29 protein-coding genes and 4 tRNA genes are annotated in these 25908 nt (G+C 54.6%); all 33 read right to left on the bottom strand.

Features of this window, described 5'->3' with window-relative positions:
- Complete coding sequence (gene rplE / locus J1G35_RS13605) at positions 1 to 540, bottom strand: 50S ribosomal protein L5 (protein ID WP_003194642.1); 540 nt, start codon at positions 538 to 540, stop codon at positions 1 to 3.
- Positions 541 to 562: 22 nt separating this feature from the next.
- Entirely contained in the window at positions 563 to 877 is a 315-nt protein-coding gene (gene rplX / locus J1G35_RS13600) for a 50S ribosomal protein L24 (RefSeq protein ID WP_033059465.1), read from the bottom strand.
- An 11-nt stretch (positions 878 to 888) separates the two neighbouring features.
- The gene (gene rplN, locus J1G35_RS13595; RefSeq protein ID WP_002555479.1) at positions 889 to 1257 is read right to left on the bottom strand and encodes a 50S ribosomal protein L14; all 369 of its coding nucleotides are present in this window, start codon (positions 1255 to 1257) and stop codon (positions 889 to 891) included.
- Positions 1258 to 1280: 23 nt separating this feature from the next.
- Positions 1281 to 1547 (bottom strand): 30S ribosomal protein S17, encoded by a 267-nt coding sequence (gene rpsQ / locus J1G35_RS13590; RefSeq protein WP_003176419.1) that lies wholly within the window; start codon positions 1545 to 1547, stop codon positions 1281 to 1283.
- A 2-nt stretch (positions 1548 to 1549) separates the two neighbouring features.
- Positions 1550 to 1741 (bottom strand): 50S ribosomal protein L29, encoded by a 192-nt coding sequence (gene rpmC / locus J1G35_RS13585; RefSeq protein ID WP_002555481.1) that lies wholly within the window; start codon positions 1739 to 1741, stop codon positions 1550 to 1552.
- Positions 1741 to 2154, bottom strand: coding sequence for a 50S ribosomal protein L16 (gene rplP, locus J1G35_RS13580; RefSeq protein ID WP_003232424.1), 414 nt, complete (start codon positions 2152 to 2154; stop codon positions 1741 to 1743). The genes rpmC and rplP overlap by 1 nt, the downstream gene beginning before the upstream one ends.
- 12 nt (positions 2155 to 2166) lie before the next feature.
- Positions 2167 to 2853 (bottom strand): 30S ribosomal protein S3, encoded by a 687-nt coding sequence (gene rpsC / locus J1G35_RS13575; protein ID WP_003176422.1) that lies wholly within the window; start codon positions 2851 to 2853, stop codon positions 2167 to 2169.
- Between the two features lie 13 nt (positions 2854 to 2866).
- Positions 2867 to 3199, bottom strand: coding sequence for a 50S ribosomal protein L22 (gene rplV, locus J1G35_RS13570; RefSeq protein WP_003103908.1), 333 nt, complete (start codon positions 3197 to 3199; stop codon positions 2867 to 2869).
- 11 nt (positions 3200 to 3210) lie between these two features.
- Positions 3211 to 3486: a 30S ribosomal protein S19 gene (gene rpsS, locus J1G35_RS13565; RefSeq protein WP_003232420.1), complete on the bottom strand. Its 276-nt coding sequence runs from the start codon at positions 3484 to 3486 to the stop codon at positions 3211 to 3213.
- Positions 3487 to 3502: 16 nt separating this feature from the next.
- The gene (gene rplB, locus J1G35_RS13560) at positions 3503 to 4327 is read right to left on the bottom strand and encodes a 50S ribosomal protein L2 (protein ID WP_003210080.1); all 825 of its coding nucleotides are present in this window, start codon (positions 4325 to 4327) and stop codon (positions 3503 to 3505) included.
- Positions 4328 to 4341: 14 nt separating this feature from the next.
- On the bottom strand, positions 4342 to 4641 hold the full coding sequence (gene rplW / locus J1G35_RS13555; protein WP_002555488.1) for a 50S ribosomal protein L23: 300 nt from the start codon (positions 4639 to 4641) through the stop codon (positions 4342 to 4344).
- Complete coding sequence (gene rplD, locus J1G35_RS13550) at positions 4638 to 5240, bottom strand: 50S ribosomal protein L4 (RefSeq protein ID WP_003176424.1); 603 nt, start codon at positions 5238 to 5240, stop codon at positions 4638 to 4640. The genes rplW and rplD overlap by 4 nt, the downstream gene beginning before the upstream one ends.
- 12 nt (positions 5241 to 5252) lie before the next feature.
- Positions 5253 to 5897: a 50S ribosomal protein L3 gene (gene rplC / locus J1G35_RS13545; protein WP_053138304.1), complete on the bottom strand. Its 645-nt coding sequence runs from the start codon at positions 5895 to 5897 to the stop codon at positions 5253 to 5255.
- A gap of 81 nt (positions 5898 to 5978) precedes the next feature.
- Complete coding sequence (gene rpsJ, locus J1G35_RS13540; protein ID WP_003186070.1) at positions 5979 to 6290, bottom strand: 30S ribosomal protein S10; 312 nt, start codon at positions 6288 to 6290, stop codon at positions 5979 to 5981.
- Positions 6291 to 6447: 157 nt separating this feature from the next.
- Positions 6448 to 7641, bottom strand: a complete 1194-nt coding sequence (gene tuf / locus J1G35_RS13535) for an elongation factor Tu (protein WP_027605166.1) — start codon at positions 7639 to 7641, stop codon at positions 6448 to 6450.
- Between the two features lie 30 nt (positions 7642 to 7671).
- On the bottom strand, positions 7672 to 9777 hold the full coding sequence (gene fusA / locus J1G35_RS13530; RefSeq protein WP_003210087.1) for an elongation factor G: 2106 nt from the start codon (positions 9775 to 9777) through the stop codon (positions 7672 to 7674).
- A 30-nt stretch (positions 9778 to 9807) separates the two neighbouring features.
- The gene (rpsG, locus tag J1G35_RS13525; protein WP_002555493.1) at positions 9808 to 10278 is read right to left on the bottom strand and encodes a 30S ribosomal protein S7; all 471 of its coding nucleotides are present in this window, start codon (positions 10276 to 10278) and stop codon (positions 9808 to 9810) included.
- 118 nt (positions 10279 to 10396) lie between these two features.
- Complete coding sequence (rpsL, locus tag J1G35_RS13520; RefSeq protein ID WP_002555494.1) at positions 10397 to 10768, bottom strand: 30S ribosomal protein S12; 372 nt, start codon at positions 10766 to 10768, stop codon at positions 10397 to 10399.
- Positions 10769 to 10984: 216 nt separating this feature from the next.
- The gene (rpoC, locus tag J1G35_RS13515; protein WP_053138307.1) at positions 10985 to 15184 is read right to left on the bottom strand and encodes a DNA-directed RNA polymerase subunit beta'; all 4200 of its coding nucleotides are present in this window, start codon (positions 15182 to 15184) and stop codon (positions 10985 to 10987) included.
- Between the two features lie 64 nt (positions 15185 to 15248).
- On the bottom strand, positions 15249 to 19322 hold the full coding sequence (gene rpoB / locus J1G35_RS13510) for a DNA-directed RNA polymerase subunit beta (RefSeq protein ID WP_053138310.1): 4074 nt from the start codon (positions 19320 to 19322) through the stop codon (positions 15249 to 15251).
- 219 nt (positions 19323 to 19541) lie between these two features.
- On the bottom strand, positions 19542 to 19907 hold the full coding sequence (gene rplL, locus J1G35_RS13505; RefSeq protein WP_053138313.1) for a 50S ribosomal protein L7/L12: 366 nt from the start codon (positions 19905 to 19907) through the stop codon (positions 19542 to 19544).
- 78 nt (positions 19908 to 19985) lie between these two features.
- Positions 19986 to 20486, bottom strand: coding sequence for a 50S ribosomal protein L10 (rplJ, locus tag J1G35_RS13500; protein ID WP_003176433.1), 501 nt, complete (start codon positions 20484 to 20486; stop codon positions 19986 to 19988).
- A gap of 199 nt (positions 20487 to 20685) precedes the next feature.
- Positions 20686 to 21381: a 50S ribosomal protein L1 gene (gene rplA, locus J1G35_RS13495; protein WP_003176434.1), complete on the bottom strand. Its 696-nt coding sequence runs from the start codon at positions 21379 to 21381 to the stop codon at positions 20686 to 20688.
- Positions 21381 to 21812, bottom strand: a complete 432-nt coding sequence (rplK, locus tag J1G35_RS13490; protein ID WP_003176435.1) for a 50S ribosomal protein L11 — start codon at positions 21810 to 21812, stop codon at positions 21381 to 21383. Before rplK ends, rplA begins: the two co-directional genes overlap by 1 nt.
- 117 nt (positions 21813 to 21929) lie before the next feature.
- Entirely contained in the window at positions 21930 to 22463 is a 534-nt protein-coding gene (nusG, locus tag J1G35_RS13485; RefSeq protein WP_053138316.1) for a transcription termination/antitermination protein NusG, read from the bottom strand.
- A 9-nt stretch (positions 22464 to 22472) separates the two neighbouring features.
- Positions 22473 to 22841 (bottom strand): preprotein translocase subunit SecE, encoded by a 369-nt coding sequence (secE, locus tag J1G35_RS13480; protein ID WP_053138319.1) that lies wholly within the window; start codon positions 22839 to 22841, stop codon positions 22473 to 22475.
- Positions 22842 to 22886: 45 nt separating this feature from the next.
- A tRNA-Trp gene (locus tag J1G35_RS13475) sits at positions 22887 to 22962 on the bottom strand.
- A 161-nt stretch (positions 22963 to 23123) separates the two neighbouring features.
- A tRNA-Thr gene (locus J1G35_RS13470) sits at positions 23124 to 23199 on the bottom strand.
- A gap of 25 nt (positions 23200 to 23224) precedes the next feature.
- Positions 23225 to 23298: transfer RNA gene (locus J1G35_RS13465), tRNA-Gly, on the bottom strand.
- A gap of 23 nt (positions 23299 to 23321) precedes the next feature.
- Positions 23322 to 23406 (bottom strand) — tRNA-Tyr (locus J1G35_RS13460).
- A 142-nt stretch (positions 23407 to 23548) separates the two neighbouring features.
- Complete coding sequence (locus J1G35_RS13455; RefSeq protein WP_053138321.1) at positions 23549 to 23992, bottom strand: hypothetical protein; 444 nt, start codon at positions 23990 to 23992, stop codon at positions 23549 to 23551.
- 7 nt (positions 23993 to 23999) lie between these two features.
- Complete coding sequence (locus J1G35_RS13450; RefSeq protein ID WP_223015198.1) at positions 24000 to 24749, bottom strand: pantothenate kinase; 750 nt, start codon at positions 24747 to 24749, stop codon at positions 24000 to 24002.
- The gene (gene birA, locus J1G35_RS13445; RefSeq protein WP_223015197.1) at positions 24739 to 25698 is read right to left on the bottom strand and encodes a bifunctional biotin--[acetyl-CoA-carboxylase] ligase/biotin operon repressor BirA; all 960 of its coding nucleotides are present in this window, start codon (positions 25696 to 25698) and stop codon (positions 24739 to 24741) included. The genes J1G35_RS13450 and birA overlap by 11 nt, the downstream gene beginning before the upstream one ends.
- Between the last annotated feature and the right edge of the window lie 210 nt (positions 25699 to 25908).

Below are 25908 nucleotides of genomic sequence, written 5' to 3'. Positions count from 1 at the left end.
TCAGTTGCGGAACGGGAATTTGAAAGCACGCAACAGGGCGCGACCTTCATCATCGTTCTTAGCAGTGGTGGTCAGGGTGATGTCCAGACCGCGGAGAGCATCGATCTTGTCGTAGTCGATTTCCGGGAAGATGATCTGCTCTTTCACGCCCATGCTGTAGTTACCACGACCATCGAAGGACTTGGCATTCAGGCCGCGGAAGTCGCGAACCCGAGGCAGGGAGATCGACAGCAGACGATCCAGGAATTCATACATACGCTCACGGCGCAGAGTCACTTTGACGCCGATCGGCCAACCTTCACGGACTTTAAAGCCAGCGATGGATTTCCGAGCGTAAGTCACAACGACTTTTTGACCGGTGATCTTTTCCAGGTCAGCAACAGCGTGCTCGATGACTTTTTTGTCGCCGATCGCTTCGCCCAGACCCATGTTCAGGGTGATTTTGGTAACGCGCGGAACTTCCATCACGTTCCCGAGCTTAAGTTCTTCCTTAAGCTTGGGGGCGATTTCCTTCCGGTAAATCTCTTGTAGTCGTGCCATGGTCTTATCTACCTAGCAGTGTTCAAGCATCAACCGCTTTTTGGGTCGACTTGAAGACACGAATTTTCTTACCGTCTTCTACTTTGAAACCAACGCGGTCAGCCTTGTTGGTTTCGCCGTTGAAGATGGCGACGTTAGAAGCGTGCAGTGGCGCTTCTTTTTCGACGATACCGCCTTGTACGCCCGACGCAGGGTTAGGCTTGGTATGGCGCTTGACCAGGTTCAGACCACCAACAACCAGACGGTCGTCAGCGAGAACCTTCAGCACCTTACCGCGCTTACCTTTGTCTTTGCCGGCGATCACGATGATCTCGTCGTCACGACGAATCTTTTGCATGTCGGATCTCCTTACAGCACTTCTGGGGCGAGCGAGACGATCTTCATGAACTTCTCAGTACGAAGTTCACGGGTCACTGGCCCAAAGATACGGGTGCCGATCGGCTCTTGCTTGTTGTTCAGAAGAACAGCAGCGTTGCCATCAAAGCGGATAATGGAGCCATCTGCACGGCGTACGCCGTGACGAGTGCGGACTACAACAGCAGTCATCACTTGGCCTTTTTTCACCTTACCGCGAGGAATTGCTTCCTTCACGGTAACCTTGATGATGTCACCGATACCAGCGTAACGACGATGGGAGCCACCCAGCACCTTGATGCACATAACACGGCGAGCGCCGCTGTTATCGGCCACATCGAGCATGGATTGAGTCTGAATCATATAATTTCTCCGACCCCTAGTCCTTAGACTTCCACAGCGCGTTCGAGAACATCAACCAATGCCCAAGACTTGGTCTTGGCCAGCGGACGAGTTTCACGAATAGTGACTTTGTCGCCGATGTGGCACTGATTGGTTTCGTCGTGCGCGTGCAGCTTAGTCGAACGCTTAACATATTTACCGTAGATCGGGTGCTTAACGCGACGCTCGATCAAAACGGTGATGGTTTTGTCCATCTTGTCGCTGACAACACGGCCAGTCAGCGTACGGACAGTCTTTTCGGCTTCAGCCATGATCACTTACCTGCCTGCTGGTTGAGCACAGTCTTCACGCGAGCGATGTCACGCTTAACTTGCGAGAGCAGATGAGACTGCCCCAACTGGCCAGTTGCTTTCTGCATACGCAGATTGAACTGGTCGCGCAGCAGGCCGAGCAGTTGCTCGTTCAGCTGCTGTGCGGATTTTTCACGAAGTTCATTCGCTTTCATCACATCACCGTCCGTTTAACAAAGGCGGTGGCGAGCGGCAGCTTTGCAGCAGCCAGGGCAAAAGCCTCACGCGCCAGCTCTTCAGTTACACCCTCGATTTCATACAGGACTTTGCCTGGCTGAATCTGGGCTACCCAGTATTCCACGTTACCCTTACCTTTACCCATCCGAACCTCAAGAGGCTTTTTGGAGATCGGCTTGTCCGGGAATACACGGATCCAGATTTTGCCGCCACGTTTTACGTGGCGGGTCAGTGCACGACGCGCTGACTCGATCTGACGAGCGGTGAGACGACCACGAGCTACAGACTTCAGCGCGAACTCGCCGAAGCTGACTTTGCTACCGCGCTGAGCCAGACCACGGTTGTGGCCTGTCATCTGCTTGCGGAACTTCGTACGCTTTGGTTGCAACATTTGGCGTACCCCTTACTTAGCAGCTTTTTTACGAGGCGCTGGTGCTTGTGGTTTCAGTTCTTCTTGGCGACCACCAATTACTTCGCCTTTGAAGATCCAAACCTTTACACCGATCACACCGTAAGTGGTGTGAGCTTCGTAGTTGGCATAGTCGATGTCGGCACGCAGGGTGTGCAGTGGCACACGACCTTCGCGATACCATTCAGTACGTGCGATTTCAGCACCGCCGAGACGACCGCTCACTTGGATTTTGATGCCTTTGGCACCAATGCGCATGGCGTTCTGTACGGCACGCTTCATAGCGCGACGGAACATTACGCGACGCTCCAGCTGCTGAGCTACGCTCTGCGCAACCAGCATACCGTCGAGCTCCGGCTTACGGATCTCTTCGATATTGATGTGCACAGGCACACCCATTTGCTTGGTCAGGTCCTGACGCAGTTTCTCAACATCTTCACCTTTCTTCCCGATAACGATACCTGGACGAGCGGTGTGGATGGTGATACGTGCAGTTTGTGCCGGACGATGGATATCGATACGGCTTACGGACGCGCTTTTTAGTTTGTCTTGGAGATACTCACGCACCTTCAGATCAGCGAACAAATAGTCCGCATAAGTCCGACCGTCTGCGTACCAGACGGAGGTGTGCTCCTTGACGATTCCCAGGCGAATGCCAATGGGATGTACTTTCTGACCCATCTCTTCGACTCCGTTACTTGTCAGCAACCTTGACAGTGATATGGCAAGACCGCTTGACGATGCGATCAGCACGGCCTTTGGCACGTGGCATGATTCGCTTCAGCGAACGCCCTTCGTTGACGAAAACGGTGCTGACCTTCAGGTCATCAACGTCTGCGCCTTCGTTATGCTCGGCGTTGGCTACGGCCGACTCCAGCACTTTCTTCATGATCTCGGCGGCTTTCTTACTGCTGAAAGCCAACAGGTTGAGCGCTTCGCCCACCTTCTTCCCGCGGATCTGGTCGGCGACCAAGCGGGCTTTCTGGGCGGAGATTCGAGCGCCCGACAACTTAGCGGCTACTTCCATTTCCTTACCCCTTAACGCTTGGCTTTCTTGTCTGCCACGTGCCCACGATAAGTGCGGGTACCGGCAAACTCGCCTAGTTTGTGGCCGACCATGTCTTCGTTAACGAGAACTGGGACGTGCAGACGACCGTTGTGTACAGCGATGGTCAGACCGACCATTTGTGGCAGGATCATCGAACGACGCGACCAGGTCTTAACTGGTTTGCGATCGTTCTTTTCCGCCGCCACTTCGATCTTCTTCAGTAGGTGAAGATCAATAAAAGGACCTTTTTTCAGAGAACGTGGCACTGTCGTATCCCTCTATTTACTTGCGACGACGGACGATCATTTTGTCGGTACGCTTATTACCACGAGTCTTCGCGCCCTTAGTCGGGAAGCCCCATGGCGATACCGGATGACGACCACCAGAGGTACGACCTTCACCACCACCGTGTGGGTGGTCAACCGGGTTCATGGCAACACCACGAACGGTTGGGCGAACGCCACGCCAGCGTTTGGCACCAGCTTTACCCAGCGAACGCAGGCTGTGCTCGGAGTTCGAGACCTCACCCAGGGTCGCGCGGCATTCAGCCAGCACTTTACGCATCTCACCAGAACGCAGACGCAGGGTCACGTAGACACCTTCACGAGCGATCAGCTGAGCCGAAGCACCAGCGGAACGAGCGATTTGCGCGCCTTTACCTGGCTTCAATTCGATGCCGTGTACGGTGCTACCAACTGGAATGTTACGCAGTTGCAGAGCGTTGCCCGGCTTGATCGGTGCCAAAGCACCTGCGATCAGCTGGTCGCCAGCACTCACGCCTTTAGGCGCGATGATATAGCGACGCTCGCCATCTGCGTACAACAGCAGAGCGATGTGAGCAGTACGGTTTGGATCGTATTCGATACGCTCGACAGTGGCAGCGATGCCATCTTTGTCGTTGCGACGGAAGTCGACCAGACGATAATGCTGCTTATGGCCACCACCGATGTGACGAGTGGTAATACGACCATTGTTGTTACGACCACCAGTCTTCGATTTCTTCTCGAGCAGCGGTGCGTGAGGAGCGCCTTTATGCAGCTCCTGGTTGACCACCTTGACCACAAAACGGCGGCCAGGGGAAGTCGGTTTGCATTTAACGATTGCCATGATGCACCCCTTCCTTACTCAGCACTGCTGCTGAAATCGAGATCTTGGCCTGGTTGAAGGGAGATAACTGCCTTCTTCCAGTCATTACGCTTGCCCAGACCGCGAGCAGTGCGCTTGCTCTTACCCAGAACATTCAGGGTAGTAACACGCTCAACTTTCACGCTGAACAGGCTTTCGACGGCCTTCTTGATTTCCAGCTTGGTTGCGTCAGTTGCAACCTTGAAAACGAACTGGCCTTTCTTGTCAGCCAGAACCGTAGCCTTTTCGGAAACGTGCGGGCCAAGCAGAACTTTAAATACGCGTTCCTGGTTCATCCCAGCAGCTCCTCGAATTTCTTCACGGCCGACACGGTGATCAACACCTTGTCGTATGCGATCAGACTAACTGGATCGGAACCTTGCACGTCACGTACATCAACGTGTGGCAGGTTGCGAGCAGCCAGGTACAGGTTCTGATCAACAGCTTCAGACACGATCAAAACGTCGGTCAGGCTCATGTTGTTCAGCTTGCCCAGCAGATCTTTGGTTTTTGGACTTTCAACAGCGAAGTCCTGAACCACGACCAGACGATCAGTACGCACGAGTTCAGCAAGGATGGAGCGCAGTGCTGCGCGATACATCTTCTTGTTGAGCTTCTGAGAGTGATCCTGTGGACGAGCTGCGAAAGTGGTACCGCCGCCGCGCCAGATTGGGCTACGGATAGTACCGGCACGAGCACGGCCAGTACCTTTCTGACGCCAAGGGCGCTTACCGCCACCACGAACGTCGGAACGGGTCTTTTGCTGCTTGCTACCTTGACGGCCGCCGGCCATGTAGGCCACGACTGCTTGGTGAACCAGCGTCTCGTTGAATTCGCCGCCAAATGTCAGTTCGGAAACTTCGATCGCTTGAGCGTCATTTACATTTAATTGCATGTCAGCTTCCCCTTAACCGCGAGCCTTGGCCGCTGGACGTACAACCAGGTTGCCGCCAGTAGCGCCAGGAACAGCACCCTTGACCAACAACAGATTGCGTTCAGCGTCGACGCGCACTACTTCGAGGGACTGCACGGTCACGCGCTCAGCGCCCATATGACCGGACATTTTTTTGCCCTTGAATACACGACCAGGAGTCTGGCACTGGCCAATAGAGCCCGGGACGCGGTGGGAAACGGAGTTACCGTGAGTGTTGTCTTGACCACGGAAATTCCAACGCTTGATCGTACCCTGGAAGCCTTTACCCTTGGACTGACCGGTTACATCAACCAGTTGACCAGCGGCGAAGATTTCAGCGCTGATCAGATCGCCAGCCTGGTAGTCGCCATCAGCAAGACGGAACTCCAGAACAGTACGACCAGCTGCAACGTTTGCTTTTGCGAAGTGACCTGCCTGAGCAGCTGTCACACGCGAAGCACGACGCTCGCCGACAGTGACTTGCACTGCACGATAGCCATCGGTTTCTTCAGTTTTAAACTGAGAGACACGATTTGGTTCGATCTCAATAACCGTTACCGGAATCGAGACACCTTCTTCGGTGAAAATACGGGTCATACCGCATTTACGACCGACTACACCAATTTTATTGGTAGCCATGTTGTAAACCTCATGAGTGTACGGGGCTTTCACCCGCTATGGCCGCCCATTTCAGAGCGTTACACGACTAAGACCCGAGTCTTAGCCGAGGCTGATCTGTACTTCCACACCGGCCGCCAGATCGAGCTTCATAAGTGCATCAACGGTTTTATCCGTTGGCTGGACGATGTCCAGTACGCGCTTATGAGTACGGATCTCGTACTGGTCACGCGCGTCTTTGTTGACGTGCGGGGAGACCAGAACGGTGAACCGCTCTTTACGGGTAGGCAGTGGAATTGGACCACGCACTTGAGCACCAGTACGTTTCGCGGTTTCCACGATTTCCTGGGTGGATTGGTCGATCAGGCGATGGTCAAAAGCCTTCAACCTGATACGGATTTGCTGATTTTGCATTGGATTTCAGACTCCGGCTGCTATTCCCAGCGAGCGCAATACGCCCGTTAAAAGGAGGCGCAATTCTATAGACGCCCCAGATAGGTGTCAACCCAATAAAAAAGCCCCCGCTGAGCGGGGGCTTTTCAAAGCATCGAAGCTATCTCAGAAGAGACGCTTACTCGATGATTTTAGCTACAACACCAGCACCAACGGTACGGCCGCCTTCACGAATAGCGAAGCGCAGACCGTCTTCCATTGCGATGGTTTTGATCAGGGTAACTTCCATTTGGATGTTATCGCCTGGCATTACCATTTCAACGCCTTCTGGCAGCTGGCAGTTACCAGTCACGTCAGTAGTACGGAAGTAGAACTGTGGACGGTAGCCTTTGAAGAACGGAGTGTGACGACCGCCTTCTTCCTTGCTCAGAACGTAAACTTCTGCGGTGAACTTGGTGTGCGGCTTAACCGAACCTGGCTTAACCAGAACTTGGCCACGCTCAACGTCGTCACGCTTGGTACCACGCAGCAGAACGCCGCAGTTCTCGCCAGCACGACCTTCGTCGAGCAGCTTGCGGAACATTTCAACACCAGTGCAGACAGTGTTGGTGGTGTCACGCAGACCAACGATTTCCAGCGCATCTTGAACGCGAACGATACCGCGCTCGATACGACCAGTCACAACAGTACCACGACCGGAGATCGAGAATACGTCTTCGATTGGCATCAGGAACGGCTTGTCAGTCAGACGAACTGGTTCTGGGATGTAGCTGTCCAGAGTTTCAACCAGTTTACGAACGGCAGTGGTGCCCATTTCGTTGTCGTCTTTGCCTTCCAGCGCCATACGAGCAGAACCGATGATGATCGGAGTGTCGTCGCCCGGGAAGTCGTAAGTGCTCAGCAGATCGCGCACTTCCATCTCAACCAGTTCCAGCAGCTCAGCGTCGTCTACCAGGTCAGCCTTGTTCAGGAAAACCACGATGTACGGAACGCCTACCTGACGGGACAGCAGGATGTGCTCACGGGTTTGTGGCATCGGACCATCAGCGGCCGAGCAAACCAGGATCGCGCCGTCCATCTGGGCAGCACCAGTGATCATGTTCTTCACATAGTCAGCGTGACCTGGGCAGTCAACGTGAGCGTAGTGACGAATCTTCGAGTTGTACTCGACGTGCGCGGTGTTGATGGTGATACCACGAGCTTTTTCTTCTGGAGCGCTGTCGATTTTATCGAAATCAACGACTGCGGAACCGAAAACTTCGGAGCAGACGCGAGTCAGTGCTGCGGTCAGAGTGGTTTTACCGTGGTCAACGTGACCGATAGTGCCAACGTTGACGTGCGGTAGGGAACGATCAAATTTTTCTTTAGCCACGACAATTAACTCCTTGCCTAAAGGACTGAATCAGCCTTGTTTTTTGGATACAGTTTCAGCGATGTGCGCCGGAGCTGTGTTGTATTTTTTGAATTCCATAGAGTAGCTTGCGCGACCCTGGGACATGGAGCGAACGTCGGTCGCATAACCGAACATCTCACCCAACGGAACCTCGGCGCGAATCACTTTGCCGGAAACCGTGTCTTCCATACCCAAGATCATGCCGCGACGACGGTTAAGGTCGCCCATGACATCACCCATATAGTCTTCAGGTGTAACAACTTCTACCGCCATGATTGGCTCAAGCAACTCACCACCGCCCTTCTGGGCCAGTTGCTTGGTTGCCATGGAAGCAGCCACCTTAAACGCCATCTCGTTGGAGTCGACGTCGTGGTAAGAACCGTCAAAAACGGTTGCTTTCAGGCCGATCAGCGGATAGCCGGCAACAACACCGTTCTTCATCTGCTCTTCGATACCCTTCTGGATAGCAGGGATGTATTCCTTAGGAACAACACCACCCACTACTTCGTTCACGAATTGCAGACCTTCCTGACCTTCGTCAGCAGGAGCAAAACGGATCCAGCAGTGACCGAACTGACCACGACCGCCGGATTGACGAACGAACTTGCCTTCGATTTCGCAGTTCTTCGTGATGCGCTCACGATAGGAAACCTGAGGCTTACCGATGTTGGCTTCGACGTTGAACTCGCGGCGCATCCGGTCAACCAGGATGTCCAGGTGCAACTCGCCCATGCCAGAGATGATCGTTTGACCAGTCTCTTCATCAGTCTTGACGCGGAAAGATGGATCTTCCTGAGCAAGCTTGCCCAGAGCGATACCCATTTTTTCCTGGTCATCCTTGGTCTTAGGCTCTACGGCAACCGAAATAACCGGCTCCGGGAAGTCCATGCGAACCAGGATGATTGGCTTGGCAGCGTCGCACAAAGTCTCACCAGTGGTGACGTCCTTCATGCCGATCAGGGCCGCGATGTCACCAGCGCGCACTTCCTTGATCTCTTCACGGGCGTTTGCGTGCATTTGCACCATACGACCCACACGCTCTTTCTTGCCTTTGACCGAGTTGATCACGCCGTCGCCGGAGGCCAACACGCCCGAGTAAACGCGGACGAAGGTCAAAGTACCCACGAATGGGTCGGTAGCGATCTTGAACGCCAGAGCCGAGAACGGCTCGCTGTCGTCAGCATGACGCTCCATCTCTTCTTCCTCGTTATCAGGGTTAGTACCCTTGATAGCAGGAATGTCGGTTGGAGCAGGCAGGTAGTCGATCACGGCGTCGAGAACCAGGGGAACACCCTTGTTCTTGAAGGAAGAACCGCAAACAGCCAAGACGATCTCACCAGCAATAGTACGCTGACGCAGAGCGGCCTTGATTTCCACGTTGGTGAGTTCTTCACCTTCGAGGTACTTGTTCATCAGCTCTTCGCTGGCTTCGGCAGCAGCCTCAACCATGTTGTTGCGCCACTCGTCAGCCAGTTCCTGCAACTCTGCAGGGATAGGCTTGCGAACAGGAACCATACCTTTGTCAGCATCATTCCAGTAGACCGCTTCCATGTTGATCAGGTCGATCTGACCCTGGAAGTTGTCTTCGGAACCGATAGCCAACTGGATTGGCACCGGAGTATGACCCAGACGCTGCTTGATCTGACCGATCACGCGCAGGAAGTTGGCACCAGCACGGTCCATCTTGTTTACATAAACAAGACGTGGAACGCCGTATTTGTTGGCTTGACGCCATACGGTTTCCGACTGAGGCTCGACACCCGAGGTACCGCAGAACACAACGACAGCGCCGTCGAGTACACGCAGGGAACGCTCAACTTCAATAGTGAAGTCTACGTGGCCTGGGGTATCGATAACGTTGAAGCGGTGCTCATCTTTGTACTGCTTCTCGGAACCTTTCCAGAAGGCGGTAATAGCAGCAGAAGTAATGGTAATACCACGCTCCTGCTCCTGAACCATCCAGTCTGTGGTCGCGGCGCCATCATGCACCTCGCCCATTTTGTGACTTTTGCCGGTGTAAAACAGTACGCGCTCAGTGGTGGTGGTTTTACCAGCATCCACGTGAGCAACGATACCGATGTTACGGTAGCGGCTAATCGGAGTAGTACGAGCCATAAAGCCCTCGCAAAATTAGTGAAGCTAAGATTAGAAGCGGTAGTGCGAGAAAGCTTTGTTAGCTTCAGCCATACGGTGCACGTCTTCACGCTTCTTAACAGCAGCACCTTTACCTTCAGCAGCGTCCAACAGTTCGCCGGCCAAACGCAGAGCCATAGACTTCTCGCCGCGCTTACGGGCGAAGTCTACCAACCAGCGCATTGCCAGAGCGTTACGACGGGACGGGCGAACTTCGACCGGAACCTGGTAAGTAGCACCGCCTACACGGCGCGACTTCACTTCGACCAGCGGAGCGATGGCGTCGAGAGCTTTCTCGAAGATTTCCAGGGGGTCGCTGTTCTTGCGTTCTTTAACCTTTTCCAGCGCGCCATAAACGATACGCTCGGCAACGGCTTTCTTGCCGCTTTCCATCACGTGGTTCATGAACTTGGCCAGAATTTGGCTTCCGTATTTTGGATCGTCAAGCACTTCGCGCTTGGCTGCTACGCGTCTTCTTGGCATGGATAAGCCCTCAAACGGTCTTCAGGTTCGCTCGGAATCGGTGCCCTTTCGGGACGCCTCCGACCTTACTCTTATCGACTCAGAAAATAAGATGATTCAGTTTTACAAAAAGCCGCTACTACTTAGGCTTCTTGGTACCGTACTTCGAACGACCCTGGTTACGACCTTTAACGCCGGAAGTATCCAAGGAGCCGCGTACGGTGTGATAACGAACACCTGGCAAGTCTTTTACACGACCGCCACGGATCAGTACCACGCTGTGCTCTTGCAGGTTGTGGCCTTCACCGCCGATGTACGAGGAAACCTCGAAACCGTTGGTCAGACGCACACGGCATACTTTACGCAGTGCCGAGTTAGGTTTTTTCGGCGTGGTGGTATACACACGAGTGCATACGCCACGACGTTGCGGGCAGTTCTGCAGCGCAGGCACGTCGGATTTCTCGACGATACGCTTACGCGGCTGACGTACCAGCTGGTTGATAGTTGCCATCTACTAGCTCCACTGTTGTCTTGCGACGCTATTGTCTTGCAAGAAAAGCAAAATGGCAGGAACGAATTCCCGCCAAATTTAGGGGTACAAGAGTCTAAAGAGGATCTTGCCCCCAGTCAAGGCAAGGCCCCGACCTCCCCTCTCGTCGAAGCAGGGCAAAATAGCCTCGATCCGACGAATGGGGCTGCCAGGGCCCGGACTTATTTATCGCAGAACTCAGTTACCGCTAGAGTTCAGCGCTTCGGTCAGTGCAGCTTCCACTTCACTGGCGCTTACGCGCAACGGCTTGTCAGCATCACGGCGACGCTTACGCTCGCTGTGGTAAGCCAAACCGGTACCAGCCGGGATCAGACGACCCACGACCACGTTCTCTTTCAGGCCGCGCAGGTAATCGCGCTTGCCGGTTACCGCTGCTTCGGTCAGTACGCGAGTGGTCTCCTGGAAGGAGGCCGCCGAGATGAACGACTCAGTGGACAACGACGCCTTGGTGATACCCAGCAGTACGCGAGTGAACTTGGAAACGAATTTCTCGTCGCCAGCCAGACGCTCGTTTTCCACCAGCACGTGAGTCAGTTCCATCTGGTCGCCCTTGATGAAACTGGAATCGCCGGATTCAGCGATTTCAACTTTACGCAGCATCTGACGCAGGATGGTCTCGATGTGCTTATCGTTGATCTTCACGCCTTGCAGGCGGTAAACGTCCTGGATCTCGTTAACGATGTACTTGGCCAGCGCACTCACACCCAGCAGACGCAGGATATCGTGTGGATCGCTCGGGCCGTCGGAGATAACTTCGCCGCGGTTTACCTGTTCGCCTTCGAACACGTTCAGGTGACGCCACTTTGGAATCAGCTCTTCGTACGGATCGGTACCGTCGTTCGGGGTAATGACCAAACGGCGCTTGCCCTTAGTCTCTTTACCGAACGCGATGGTGCCGCTCACTTCAGCCAGAATCGACGCTTCTTTCGGACGACGAGCTTCGAACAAGTCGGCAACACGCGGCAAACCACCGGTGATGTCACGGGTCTTCGAAGTTTCTTGCGGGATACGCGCGATAACATCACCGATCGCGATCTTCGCACCATCCGCTACACCGACCAGGGCGTTGGCTGGCAGGAAGTACTGAGCGATTACGTCAGTGCCTGGCAGCAACAGATCCTTGCCGTTGTCATCGACCATCTTCACGGCAGGACGGATGTCTTTACCGGCAGCTGGACGATCTTTCGCGTCGAGTACTTCAATGTTGGTCATACCGGTCAATTCGTCAGTCTGACGCTTGATCGTGATGCCTTCTTCCATGCCCACGTAGGTCACGGTACCTTTCATTTCGGTAACGATTGGGTGAGTGTGCGGATCCCACTTGGCCACGATTGCGCCAGCGTCGACCTTGTCACCTTCTTTAACCGAAATCACAGCACCGTACGGCAGCTTGTAACGCTCACGCTCACGACCGTAGTCATCAGCGATTGCCAGCTCACCGGAACGCGACACAGCAACTAGGTGACCATCCACTCGCTCAACGTGCTTCAGGTTGTGCAGGCGGACAGTACCGCCATTCTTCACCTGAACGCTGTCGGCTGCGGAGGTCCGGCTTGCCGCACCACCGATGTGGAACGTACGCATGGTCAGCTGGGTACCCGGCTCACCGATGGACTGGGCGGCAATAACGCCGACCGCTTCACCGATGTTCACCTGGTGACCACGGGCCAAGTCACGACCGTAGCACTTGGCGCAAATGCCGTAGCGGGTTTCGCAGCTGATCGGGGAGCGAACGATCACTTCGTCGATGCTGTTGAGTTCGATGAACTCGACCCACTTCTCGTCAACCAGGGTGCCGGCAGGAACGATAATTTCCTCGGTGCCTGGCTTGAATACGTCACGGGCAATAACACGGCCCAATACGCGCTCACCCAGTGGCTCTACAACGTCACCGCCTTCAATGTGCGGAGTCATCAGCAGGCCGTGCTCGGTGCCGCAATCGATCTCGGTTACAACCAGATCTTGCGCAACGTCTACCAGACGACGAGTCAGGTAACCGGAGTTAGCGGTTTTCAACGCGGTATCCGCCAGACCTTTACGAGCACCGTGAGTGGAGATGAAGTACTGGAGTACGCTCAAACCTTCACGGAAGTTCGCAGTAATCGGCGTTTCAATGATGGAACCGTCCGGCTTGGCCATCAGGCCACGCATACCGGCGAGCTGACGGATCTGCGCAGCAGAACCCCGTGCGCCCGAGTCGGCCATCATGTACATCGAGTTGAAGGACTCCTGGTCAACTTCGACGCCGTGACGGTCGATGACCTTCTCTTTCGAGAGGTTGGCCATCATCGCCTTGGAAACTTCGTCGTTGGCCTTGGACCAAAGGTCGATCACTTTGTTGTACTTCTCGCCCTGTGTTACCAGGCCCGAGGCGTACTGGCTTTCGATCTCTTTCACTTCATCAGTAGCAGCACTGATGATGCGAGCTTTTTCATCAGGGATAACGAAGTCGTTAACACCGATGGAAACGCCGGAAATAGTCGAATAGGCAAAACCGGTGTACATCAACTGGTCAGCGAAGATCACGGTCTCTTTCAGACCAACCACGCGATAGCATTGGTTGATCAGCTTGGAGATCGCCTTTTTCTTCATCGGCAGGTTGACGACGTCGTACGACAGGCCTTTTGGCACAACCTGATACAACAGCGCACGGCCAACGGTGGTGTCGACAATACGAGTGCCGCTCACGCTGCCGCCGTCACGGTCGTTGACCGTTTCGTTGATGCGCACCTTGACCTTGGCGTGCAGTGCGGCTTCGCCGGCACGGAACACACGGTCAACTTCCTGCAGGTCAGCGAACACACGACCTTCGCCTTTGGCGTTGATCGCCTCACGGGTCATGTAGTACAGACCCAATACAACGTCCTGCGACGGAACGATGATTGGCTCACCGTTGGCTGGCGACAGAATGTTGTTGGTCGACATCATCAACGCACGCGCTTCCAACTGGGCTTCCAGTGTCAGCGGTACGTGCACGGCCATTTGGTCGCCGTCGAAGTCGGCGTTGTACGCAGCACAGACCAGAGGGTGCAGCTGGATAGCCTTACCTTCGATCAGTACCGGTTCAAACGCCTGGATACCCAGACGGTGAAGGGTCGGTGCACGGTTGAGGAGAACCGGGTGTTCGCGAATCACTTCAGCGAGAACGTCCCAAACCTCTGGCAGTTCGCGCTCGACCATTTTCTTGGCCGCTTTGATGGTGGTCGCGAGACCGCGCATTTCCAGCTTGCCGAAGATGAATGGCTTGAACAGCTCAAGTGCCATCTTCTTAGGCAGACCGCACTGGTGCAGACGCAGGGTCGGGCCTACGGTAATTACCGAACGACCAGAGTAGTCAACACGCTTACCGAGCAAGTTCTGACGGAAACGACCTTGCTTACCCTTGATCATGTCAGCCAAGGATTTCAGAGGACGCTTGTTGGAACCGGTAATAGCGCGGCCACGACGACCGTTGTCGAGCAGGGCATCGACAGCTTCCTGCAACATACGCTTTTCGTTGCGCACGATGATGTCCGGAGCGGACAGGTCGAGCAGGCGCTTCAAGCGGTTGTTACGGTTGATCACACGGCGGTACAGGTCGTTGAGGTCGGAGGTCGCGAAACGACCACCATCCAACGGTACCAGCGGACGCAGATCTGGCGGCAGAACCGGCAGAACGGTCAGCACCATCCACTCTGGCAGGTTGCCGGAACCCTGGAAGGCTTCCATCAACTTCAGACGCTTGGACAGCTTCTTGATCTTGGTTTCGGAGTTGGTTTGCGGAATTTCTTCGCGCAGACGACCAATCTCGTGTTCCAGGTCAATAGCGTGCAGCAGTTCGCGGACAGCTTCGGCACCCATGCGGGCATCGAAATCATCACCGAACTCTTCCAGCGCTTCGAAATACTGCTCGTCATTCAGCAGCTGCCCCTTTTCAAGGGTGGTCATGCCTGGATCGATAACGACATAGCTCTCGAAGTAGAGAACGCGCTCGATATCACGCAGGGTCATGTCCATCAGCAAGCCGATACGGGACGGCAGCGATTTCAGGAACCAGATGTGGGCAACCGGCGAAGCCAGCTCAATGTGCGCCATGCGCTCACGACGAACCTTGGCCAGCGCAACTTCAACGCCGCACTTCTCGCAGATCACACCACGGTGCTTCAAGCGCTTGTACTTACCGCACAGGCACTCGTAATCCTTTACCGGGCCAAAAATTTTGGCGCAGAACAGGCCGTCACGTTCAGGTTTGAACGTACGGTAGTTGATGGTTTCCGGCTTTTTAACTTCACCGAACGACCACGAACGGATCATCTCAGGCGATGCCAATCCAATACGGATGGCGTCGAACTCTTCGACTTGACCCTGGTTTTTCAGCAAATTCAGTAGGTCTTTCAAGGCCTTTCCTCCTGGCGGAGCAGAGAGCGGGCCAAACGGCCCCGCTCTCGATTCGCGTCACGTGTTATTCGGTTTCCAGATCGATATCGATGCCGAGGGAACGAATTTCTTTGATCAACACGTTGAAGGACTCGGGCATGCCCGGCTCCATACGGTGATCGCCGTCCACGATGTTTTTGTACATCTTGGTCCGACCGTTCACATCGTCCGACTTCACTGTGAGCATTTCTTGCAGAGTGTAAGCAGCACCGTATGCTTCCAGTGCCCAGACCTCCATCTCCCCGAAACGCTGACCACCGAACTGAGCCTTACCACCCAGCGGCTGCTGGGTAACCAGGCTGTACGAACCGGTAGAACGAGCGTGCATCTTGTCGTCTACCAAGTGGTTCAGCTTCAGCATGTACATGTAGCCAACAGTAACCGGGCGCTCGAACTTGTTGCCGGTACGGCCGTCGAACAGCTGCATCTGGCCGCTTTCTGGCAGGTCTGCCAGTTTCAGCATGGCCTTGATTTCGCTTTCCTTGGCACCGTCGAACACCGGGGTAGCCATTGGAACGCCGCCGCGCAGGTTCTTCGCCAGATCCAGGATTTCCTGGTCGGAGAAGGTATCCAGCTCTTCCTTACGACCGCCGATCTCGTTGTAGATCTCGTGCAGGAACTTACGCAGGTCAGCAACCTTGCGCTGCTCTTCGATCATACGGTTGATCTTCTCGCCCAGACCTTTAGCCGCGAGGCCAAGGTGGGTTTCAAGGATCTGACCAACGTTCATACGCGAAGGTACGCCCAACGGGTTGAGGACGACGTCGACCGGGGTGCCATTGGCATCGTGCGGCATGTCTTCAACCGGCATGATCACGGAGACCACACCTTTGTTACCGTGACGACCGGCCATCTTGTCGCCCGGCTGGATGCGGCGACGGATTGCCAGGTAAACCTTGACGATTTTCAGCACGCCTGGAGCCAGGTCATCGCCCTGCTGCAGTTTGCGCTTCTTGTCTTCGAACTTGTCGTCCAGCAGACGGCGACGATCAACGATATAGGCCTGGGCCTTCTCGAGCTGCTCGTTAAGAGCATCTTCAGCCATGCGCAGCTTGAACCACTGGCCGTGCTCAAGACCGTCGAGGATTTCGTCGGTGATGTCCTGACCTTTCTTCAGACCTGCGCCGCCTTCAGCCTTGTGGCCTACCAAAGCGGAGCGCAGACGTTCGAAGGTCGCGCCTTCAACGATACGGAACTCTTCGTTCAGGTCCTTGCGGATCTCGTCGAGTTGGGTCTTCTCGATGGACAGTGCACGAGCATCACGCTCGACGCCGTCACGGGTGAAGACCTGTACGTCGATGACAGTACCCTTGGTACCGGTAGGTACACGCAGGGAGGTGTCTTTAACGTCGCTGGCTTTCTCACCGAAGATGGCACGCAGCAGTTTCTCTTCCGGAGTCAGTTGGGTCTCGCCTTTCGGAGTGACCTTACCAACCAGGATGTCGCCTGCACCAACTTCAGCACCTACGTAAACGATACCGGCTTCGTCCAGCTTGTTCAGTGCAGCTTCACCCACGTTCGGGATGTCTGCAGTGATTTCCTCTGGCCCAAGCTTGGTGTCACGTGCCACACAGGTCAGTTCCTGAATGTGGATCGTGGTGAAGCGATCTTCTTGAACCACACGCTCGGACAGGCAGATGGAGTCTTCGAAGTTGAAGCCATTCCATGCCATGAACGCGATGCGCATGTTCTGACCCAGAGCCAGCTCACCCATATCGGTGGACGGACCGTCAGCCATGATGTCGCTGCGCTGAACGCGATCACCCTTACGCACCAGCGGACGCTGGTTGATGCAAGTGTTCTGGTTCGAGCGGGTGTATTTGGTCAGGTTGTAGATGTCGACACCGGCTTCACCGGTTTCAACTTCATCATCAGCAACACGAACCACGATACGGCTGGCATCAACGGAATCGATCACGCCGCCACGACGAGCTACGACACAAACGCCGGAGTCACGGGCTACGTTACGCTCCATGCCGGTACCTACCAGCGGCTTGTCAGCACGCAGGGTCGGTACAGCTTGACGCTGCATGTTGGAACCCATCAACGCACGGTTGGCGTCATCGTGTTCCAGGAACGGGATCAGCGACGCAGCGACCGAAACTACCTGCTTCGGCGATACGTCCATCAAGGTGACGTCTTCCGGCGCCTTGACGGTGAACTCGTTCAAGTGACGAACAGCTACCAGCTCGTCGATCAGGACTTTCTTGTCGTTCATCGTGGCCGAAGCCTGAGCGATCACGTGATCAGCTTCTTCGATGGCGGACAGGAACACGATCTCGTCGGTGACCAGGGCGTCTTTCACCACACGGTACGGGCTCTCAAGGAAGCCATACTGGTTGGTGCGCGCATAGGCGGCCAGGGAGTTGATCAGACCAATGTTCGGACCTTCCGGCGTTTCGATTGGACATACACGACCGTAGTGAGTCGGGTGTACGTCACGCACTTCAAAGCCAGCACGCTCACGGGTCAGACCGCCCGGGCCCAGTGCGGAAACACGGCGCTTGTGGGTGATCTCGGAGAGCGGGTTGTTCTGGTCCATGAACTGCGAGAGCTGGCTGGAACCGAAGAACTCTTTCACCGCAGCAGCCACTGGCTTGGCGTTGATCAGGTCTTGCGGCATCAGGCCTTCGCTTTCGGCCATCGACAGACGCTCTTTGACCGCACGCTCAACACGCACCAGGCCAACGCGGAACTGGTTCTCGGCCATTTCGCCTACACAGCGAACACGACGGTTACCCAGGTGGTCGATGTCATCGACGATGCCTTTGCCGTTACGGATGTCGACCAGGGTCTTCAGGACCGCAACGATGTCTTCCTTGCACAGCACGCCCGAACCTTCGATCTCGGTACGACCGATACGACGGTTGAACTTCATCCGGCCGACCGCAGACAGGTCGTAGCGCTCAGGGCTGAAGAACAGGTTGTTGAACAGGGTTTCGGCAGCGTCTTTGGTTGGTGGCTCGCCAGGACGCATCATGCGATAGATCTCGACCAGCGCTTCCAATTGGTTGCTGGTGGAGTCGATCTTCAGGGTGTCGGAGACGAACGGACCACAGTCGATATCGTTGGTGTACAGGGTCTCGATCCGAACAACCTGAGCCTTGGCGATTTTCGCCAGGATCTCGGTGTTCAGCTCGGTGTTGCACTCAGCCAGGATTTCGCCTGTAGCCGGGTGAACAATGACCTTGGCGGTCGTGCGACCCAGGACGTAGTCCAGAGGCACGTCCAGCGACTTGATACCTGCTTTTTCGATCTGGTTGATGTGGCGCGCAGTAATACGACGACCCGCTTCAACAATGACCTTGCCCTTTTCATCCTGGATGTCTAGGACGGCAATTTCACCACGCAGACGCGATGCAATCAGTTCCAGGCTGAGGGTTTCATCCTTCAGGCTGAATACGTTGGTGGTGTAGAACGCGTCCAGGACTTGCTCAGTGGTGTAGCCGAGCGCGCGCAGCAGTACCGAAGCCGGCAGCTTACGACGACGGTCGATACGCACGAACACGCAGTCTTTCGGATCGAACTCGAAGTCCAACCACGAACCGCGGTACGGAATAATCCGTGCGGAGTACAGGAGCTTGCCGGAGCTGTGCGTCTTACCGCGGTCGTGGTCGAAGAACACGCCCGGGGAACGGTGCAGCTGGGAAACGATAACACGCTCGGTACCGTTGATAACGAAGGTACCGTTCTCAGTCATCAATGGGATTTCGCCCATGTAGACTTCTTGCTCTTTGATGTCCTTGATCGCTTTGTTCGACGACTCTTTGTCGAAAATGATCAGACGGACTTTAACCCGCAAAGGTACGGCGTACGTAACACCGCGCAACACGCATTCTTTGACATCAAATGCCGGTTCGCCCAGGCGATAACCGACGTACTCCAGCGCAGCATTGCCGGAGTAGCTGATGATCGGGAAAACGGATTTGAAGGCCGCATGCAGGCCCACGTCGCGGAACTGATCTTTGGTCGCTCCCGCCTGCAAGAATTCACGATACGAATCCAGCTGGATAGCCAGAAGGTACGGGACATCCATGACGTCCGGCAACTTGCTAAAGTCCTTGCGGATACGTTTTTTCTCAGTATATGAGTAAGCCATCAGCGTTCCCCAGCTTGGTCACCTGCTTGTTTGGCCCTCCCGACGGGAGCAGCCAGAAAATCTTGCAAACCCCATGGTTTGCACCACCGCATCGGGTGGCTACAGCGCGTTAATGGCGGCGACCGAGTCGACAGCCAAGAACGGAAAAAGGCCGGTGGCAAGAGCCACCAGCCATCAGCCTTCAGCTTAACGCTTGGGCTGGAGACGCAAGGTCGATGCTTACTTCAGCTCGACTTTAGCGCCTGCTTCTTCCAGAGTTGCTTTGGCTTTGTCGCCTGCATCTTTGGTCACTGCTTCCAGAACCATAGCAGGAGCGCCGTCAACTACAGCCTTGGCTTCTTTCAGGCCCAGACCGGTCAGTTCACGTACTGCCTTGATCACGTTAACTTTCTTCTCGCCAGCTTCCAGCAGCATGACGTTGAATTCGGTTTGCTCTTCAACAACGGCAGCAGCAGCAGCTGGGCCAGCGGAAGCAGCGGCAGCGGAAACGCCGAATTTTTCTTCGAAAGCTTTGATCAGCTCAACAACCTGCAGAACCGACATTTCAGCTACGGCGTTGAGGATATCGTCTTGGGAGATAGACATTGCTGTATTTCCTGAATTGGGGGACGGCCTACGCGGCCATCGAAATAAACAAAAATACGCGAGAGAAATTGCTCAGCCTTAGGCTGCGGCAGCTTCTTTTTGCTCGCGAACTGCAGCCAGAGTACGAGCCAGCTTGCTGGTAGCGCCTTGAATCACGCTCATCAGCTGCGAAATGGCTTCGTTGCGGGTCGGCAGTGTTGCCAGTACGTCGATTTGGTTAGCTGCGAGGAACTTGCCCTCGAACGCAGCTGCCTTGATCTCGAACTTATCCTGACTCTTGGCGAATTCTTTGAACAAACGGGCAGCAGCGCCTGGATGATCTTTGGAGAACGCGATCAGAGTCGGGCCGGTGAACACGTCGTTGAGGACACTGTATTCAGTGTCAGCAACGGCGCGTTTGAGCAGGGTGTTACGTACAACACGTACGTATACGCCAGCTTCACGAGCCTCTTTACGGAGTCCGGTCATAGCGCCTACTGTCACACCACGGGCATCAGCCACGACAGCGGACAGAGCAGCTTTGGCAGCCTCGTTGACTTCAGCGACGATGGCCTTCTTGTCTTCGAGATTAATTGCCACGGGTTTAACTCCTGCTTGTTACCGTTTCATCTGGCCGAAGCCGGATGTCGTTTTGGTGTCTGATTCGGTAAGGAACCGGGAGCACCATCTGCGTAGGCTTGATGGTTTAAGACTTGCGTCGCCTACGGTCTTGGATAGCCCCCGCCAGGCAGGGACCCCAATTTTTCAACTGGCGCAATCACTCGCGCCAATTTGTGTCTTATACGTCCAGCGAGCCTTGGTCGATGACCAGACCTGGGCCCATAGTGGTGCTCAGTGTAACGCGCTTGACGTAGATACCTTTCGAGGAAGCCGGCTTGATACGCTTCAGATCAGCGATCAGGGCTTCAACGTTTTCCTTCAGCTTGACGGCGTCGAAGCCGACTTTGCCAACGGAGGTGTGAATGATGCCGTTTTTGTCGGTGCGATAACGAACCTGACCAGCCTTGGCGTTTTTAACCGCGGTAGCTACGTCTGGCGTTACGGTGCCAACTTTAGGGTTAGGCATCAGGCCACGTGGCCCCAGGATCTGACCCAATTGACCTACAACACGCATCGCATCCGGGGAGGCGATAACTACGTCATAGTTCAGGTCGCCGCCTTTCATTTCGGCAGCCAGGTCGTCCATACCAACGCGATCGGCGCCGGCGGCCAGAGCAGCTTCAGCTGCTGGGCCTTGAGTGAAGACAGCTACACGAACAGTCTTACCAGTACCGTGTGGCAGCACAGTAGCGCTACGAACGACCTGGTCAGATTTACGCGGGTCAACACCCAGGTTTACAGCAACGTCAACGGACTCGCTGAACTTGACAGTCGACAGCTCAGTCAGCAAGGCAGCAGCGTCTACGAAATTGTAGGACTTGCCCGCTTCAATTTTGCCAGCGATAGCCTTTTGGCGCTTGGTCAGCTTAGCCATTACACACCCTCCACGTTAAGGCCCATGCTACGAGCAGAACCGGCGATGGTACGCACGGCTGCATCCATATCAGCTGCAGTCAGATCCGCGTTTTTGGTTTTCGCGATTTCTTCCAGCTGAGCACGGGTCACGGTGCCAACCTTAACGGTGTTAGGACGAGCGGAACCGCTAGTCAGGCCAGCAGCTTTCTTCAGCAGAACCGAAGCCGGGGTCGACTTGGTTTCGAAAGTGAAGCTACGGTCGCTATATACAGTGATGATCACTGGAGTCGGCAGACCTGGCTCAAGACCCTGAGTACGGGCGTTGAAGGCCTTGCAGAACTCCATGATGTTCACGCCGTGCTGACCCAGTGCTGGACCAACAGGTGGGCTTGGGTTGGCCTGAGCGGCCTTCACTTGCAGCTTGATGTAAGCGGTAATCTTCTTGGCCATGAGGCACTCCAATTACGGGTTCAAACGCCTCGAAAGGCTCCCCGGTTACTTGCGCGTTTATCCCAGTGACGACAAAACCCCACAGCCTAAGGCTGCGGGGTTGGGATGCATACTCAGCTAGACCTTCTCGACCTGGCTGAATTCTAACTCTACCGGAGTAGAGCGACCGAAAATGAGTACCGCGACCTGAATCCGGCTCTTTTCGTAGTTAACCTCTTCGACAGTACCGTTGAAATCAGCAAACGGACCATCTGTGACACGAACAACCTCACCCGGCTCGAACAGCGTCTTCGGCTTAGGCTTGTCGCTACCGTCGGCGACACGACGCAGAATTGCTTCTGCCTCTTTGTCTGTGATCGGAGCAGGCTTATCAGCAGTACCGCCGATGAAACCCATAACACGAGGAGTGTCCTTGACCAAGTGCCAAGTACCTTCATTCATGTCCATCTGTACCAGCACGTAGCCAGGGAAGAATTTGCGCTCACTTTTGCGCTTCTGACCATTCCGCATTTCAACCACTTCTTCAGTGGGAACCAGAATTTCGCCAAAACCTTCTTCCATGCCTGCCAGCTTTACGCGCTCCAGCAAAGAGCGCATAACATGCTTCTCGTAACCCGAGTAAGCATGCACAACGTACCAACGCTTAGCCACGGGACACCCTTAGCCAACAATCAAGGAAACAAGCCAGCCGAGCAGGGAATCGAGCCCCCACAACAGCAACGCCATAACCAGCACAACCGCCACGACAATCAATGTGGTCTGCGTGGTTTCTTGGCGAGTCGGCCAAACGACTTTACGGATCTCAGTGCGAGCTTCCTTTACCAGGACTGCGAAAGACTTACCCTTGGTAGTCTGCAGGCCAACAAAGGCAGCAACAGCAGCAAGAGCAAGCAAAGCGAGAACGCGGTACAGGATCGGCGAAGCAGAGTAGTACTGATTGCCAACAACGCCTACGACCACCAAAGCGACCACAGCGAGCCACTTAACCAGATCGAAACGAGAGCTTTGAGCTTCAGCCTTAGGAGTCATCTATGAAGATCCTGTGAAAAGAAAGCCAGACACACCACGTGAATCTGGCAGGTCAGGAGGGAATCGAACCCCCAACCTACGGTTTTGGAGACCGTCGCTCTGCCAATTGAGCTACTGACCTAAAACAAAATCAGGCCGACCATTATGCAGACCTGAAAAAGACTTTACAACAACCAACCCCCAGAGACCTGAAATCGCCGAACAACAAAGCGATCTAAAAAACCTTCAAGCCGAGTCAGCCGTTAAAACAAAGGCAGATATTTTCATATCTGCCTTGTTATATGGAGCTCTTGAGCGGATTTGAACCGCTGACCTCACCCTTACCAAGGGTGTGCTCTACCAACTGAGCTACAAGAGCGAAACACATGCACAACCTGCAAACTTGGAGCGGGTAGCGGGAATCGAACCCGCATCATCAGCTTGGAAGGCTGAGGTTCTACCACTAAACTATACCCGCGGAGCTTGCAGCTCACGCTAAAATGGTGGAGGGGGAAGGATTCGAACCTTCGAAGTCGTAGACGTCAGATTTACAGTCTGATCCCTTTGGCCGCTCGGGAACCCCTCCTAAGCGAGCCGGCATTCTACATCATGCCAGCCTTCTGTCAAGCATTTTCTCATTAAAAATATGAGGTTAGCTGCATTGACCTTCACTTCACGCTGTAGGCCTTAGAGGTCTTCACTGCGAAGCGGGCGCCATTCTATGCAAACTATTCGAGAGTTGCAATGCCTTCGCACAGCATTATTTTATGTTTTAACTCATTGAATTCCTTAGCAAGGTTTTCAAAGGGCAGATCGTCAGCTACGCGCCGACTTTCCGGGGCAACCTGGAGCCAGTAACCCTGGGCATCAGCAGTATTCAGCAACTGAACCTTGACCTTTATATCCAGGCTAGTGAGACGCTGCTCGACAGATTGCGCCTGTCGCTGGTCTGCAAAACCACCAATATACAAACAAGTATTTTGCGCATCAGCCTTTGCGCGATCCTTGCGAACCACGGCCTCTGAGGACTCACTCAGCAGGCGAATATCTTGCTGATTGCTTCGGTAGAGACTCAGAGGGGTAACATCTTTAGCGCGCAATGGCACTTCTTGCTGATGCCATATGTAGTAGAAGGCGTTGAGGATCAGTAAAAGCAAAAACAGCCAACGCATAAACACCTCAAGATAAAGGGCACGCCATCGCCAGACCAACGAAAACCAAATCAGGCACCAGGCGAGCCTGCGGCACTGCATCCTGCACCAAATCAGCATCGCCGCCGGTCAGGAACACAGTAAAGTCATCCCCCCAGTAGCTTCGGGCGAGTTCGAGCTGGGTCAGTACAAACCCCCTGAGCATCAACATACAGCCACGCTCTACAGCCTCTACAGTCGTACGACCCGGCAACAGGCACTCTAACGCCCTTTCGGCAGCAGCATCGTCATAACGTATCTTGCGTGTATGTGTACGCAACTGGTTACGCATAAGTGGCATACCAGGACAAATGAACCCGCCTAAATGCGCACCATCTCCAGCAATAAAATCCGCAGTTGCCGCCGTGCCAAAGTCGAGCACCAGGCACGCGCCCGACGCCAGTTTGAATCCGCCCAGCATTGCCAACCAGCGATCAAGACCAAGACGCTCGAAATCTTCGTAGCCATTGCGCACCCCACCCATTTCTCTCGCAGAAACAGCACAGGACACAGCCACACCAAAAGCCGCCTCTAGCGCCCCAACCAGATTGCTTGTCTCATCCTGAGCACGAACACTGACCAACCGACAACGCGTCAATAACAAACCAGGCAGCGCCTCCAGGCTTTCAATTAATGCAACGTCTGAACTAACGACACCTTCTGCACAGGCGCCTGCCTGATCCGAATCAAGTACACGCCACTTGATAAAGCTATTCCCACAGTCGAGCTCAAGAATCATCACGCAACCTCAGGCTTAACTCACCACCACTGTATATTTTTTCAGCACCACCGACACTTAAACGCAAGGCACCGTGTCCATCGACACCCAACACCACCCCATCAACCTGATTGACGCCAGCTATGAGTGACACCGCTTTCCCCTGCCAGGCGTGGCCGCTCTCCCACTCCTCCTGAAACGCCGCAAAACCTAGCGACCTATGTCGATCCAAGTAGCTTTTCAATTGCAGGCCCAAGCGCGCCACTAAAGAATTGCGATCAACAGAAGAGCCCGTCTCCAACTGCACTGAAGTCCATTGCTGATCAACCTCATCAGCCTTTTGCATATTCACGTTAATACCTATTCCGAGGACGACGTGACAGATATCCGCGGGATCACCTACAAGCTCCAGCAAAACCCCAGCAATTTTCTTCTGCCCTACCAGCACGTCGTTTGGCCACTTCAAAGCAGCCCCCTGCACTCCAGACTCTCGCAGAGCCTGCATGACCGCCAAGCCCACAACTAGACTCAGGCCCTCCAGCTGTCTAAGGCCATCCTCAACACGCAACAAGAGACTGTAATAGACATTCTGGGCGAACGGACTAACCCACTTTCGACCACGCCGCCCTCTTCCTGCTGTCTGCTGCTCCGCAAGCACCAGAAACGGGGCCGTACACTTCCCCCCAACGAGGCGCAAGGCTTCGGCATTCGTCGAGTCAATGGAGTTGTAGATCTGAATAGGCCATGCCAGTGAGGGCGCATGCAGCGCAATCTGCTCAGAACTCAAAAAAACCAGTGGCGAAGCTAATTGATATCCCTTCCCACGAATCTTATGGACAGGCAGATTCAATTCGGCTTCAAGGTGCTGGAGTTGCTTCCAGACAGCACTGCGACTGACGCCTAGGGCGGCGCCAAGTGCCTCTCCGGAATGGAATCGACCATCTTTCAAAAGTTCTAACAACGTCAGCATGCAAGTATCGCCTCACAATGAGGCACGCATGATAGCCATGCGCAAGGTCATTGCATAGAAAGGCGGAACTTTAGCATTGAAGGCCACCCCGAGGCGCCTCTTCGGACTTTTCGACCGCGCAAAACAAAACCCCATCTGCTTTCGCAAATGGGGTTTCGGAATTTAATCTTGACGATGACCTACTCTCACATGGGGAAACCCCACACTACC

Source organism: Pseudomonas sp. SH10-3B, assembly GCF_019891415.1.
GTDB lineage: Bacteria > Pseudomonadota > Gammaproteobacteria > Pseudomonadales > Pseudomonadaceae > Aquipseudomonas.
The sequence above is the reverse complement of the archived record's forward strand: the minus strand, read 5'-3'. Positions and strand labels throughout refer to the sequence as shown.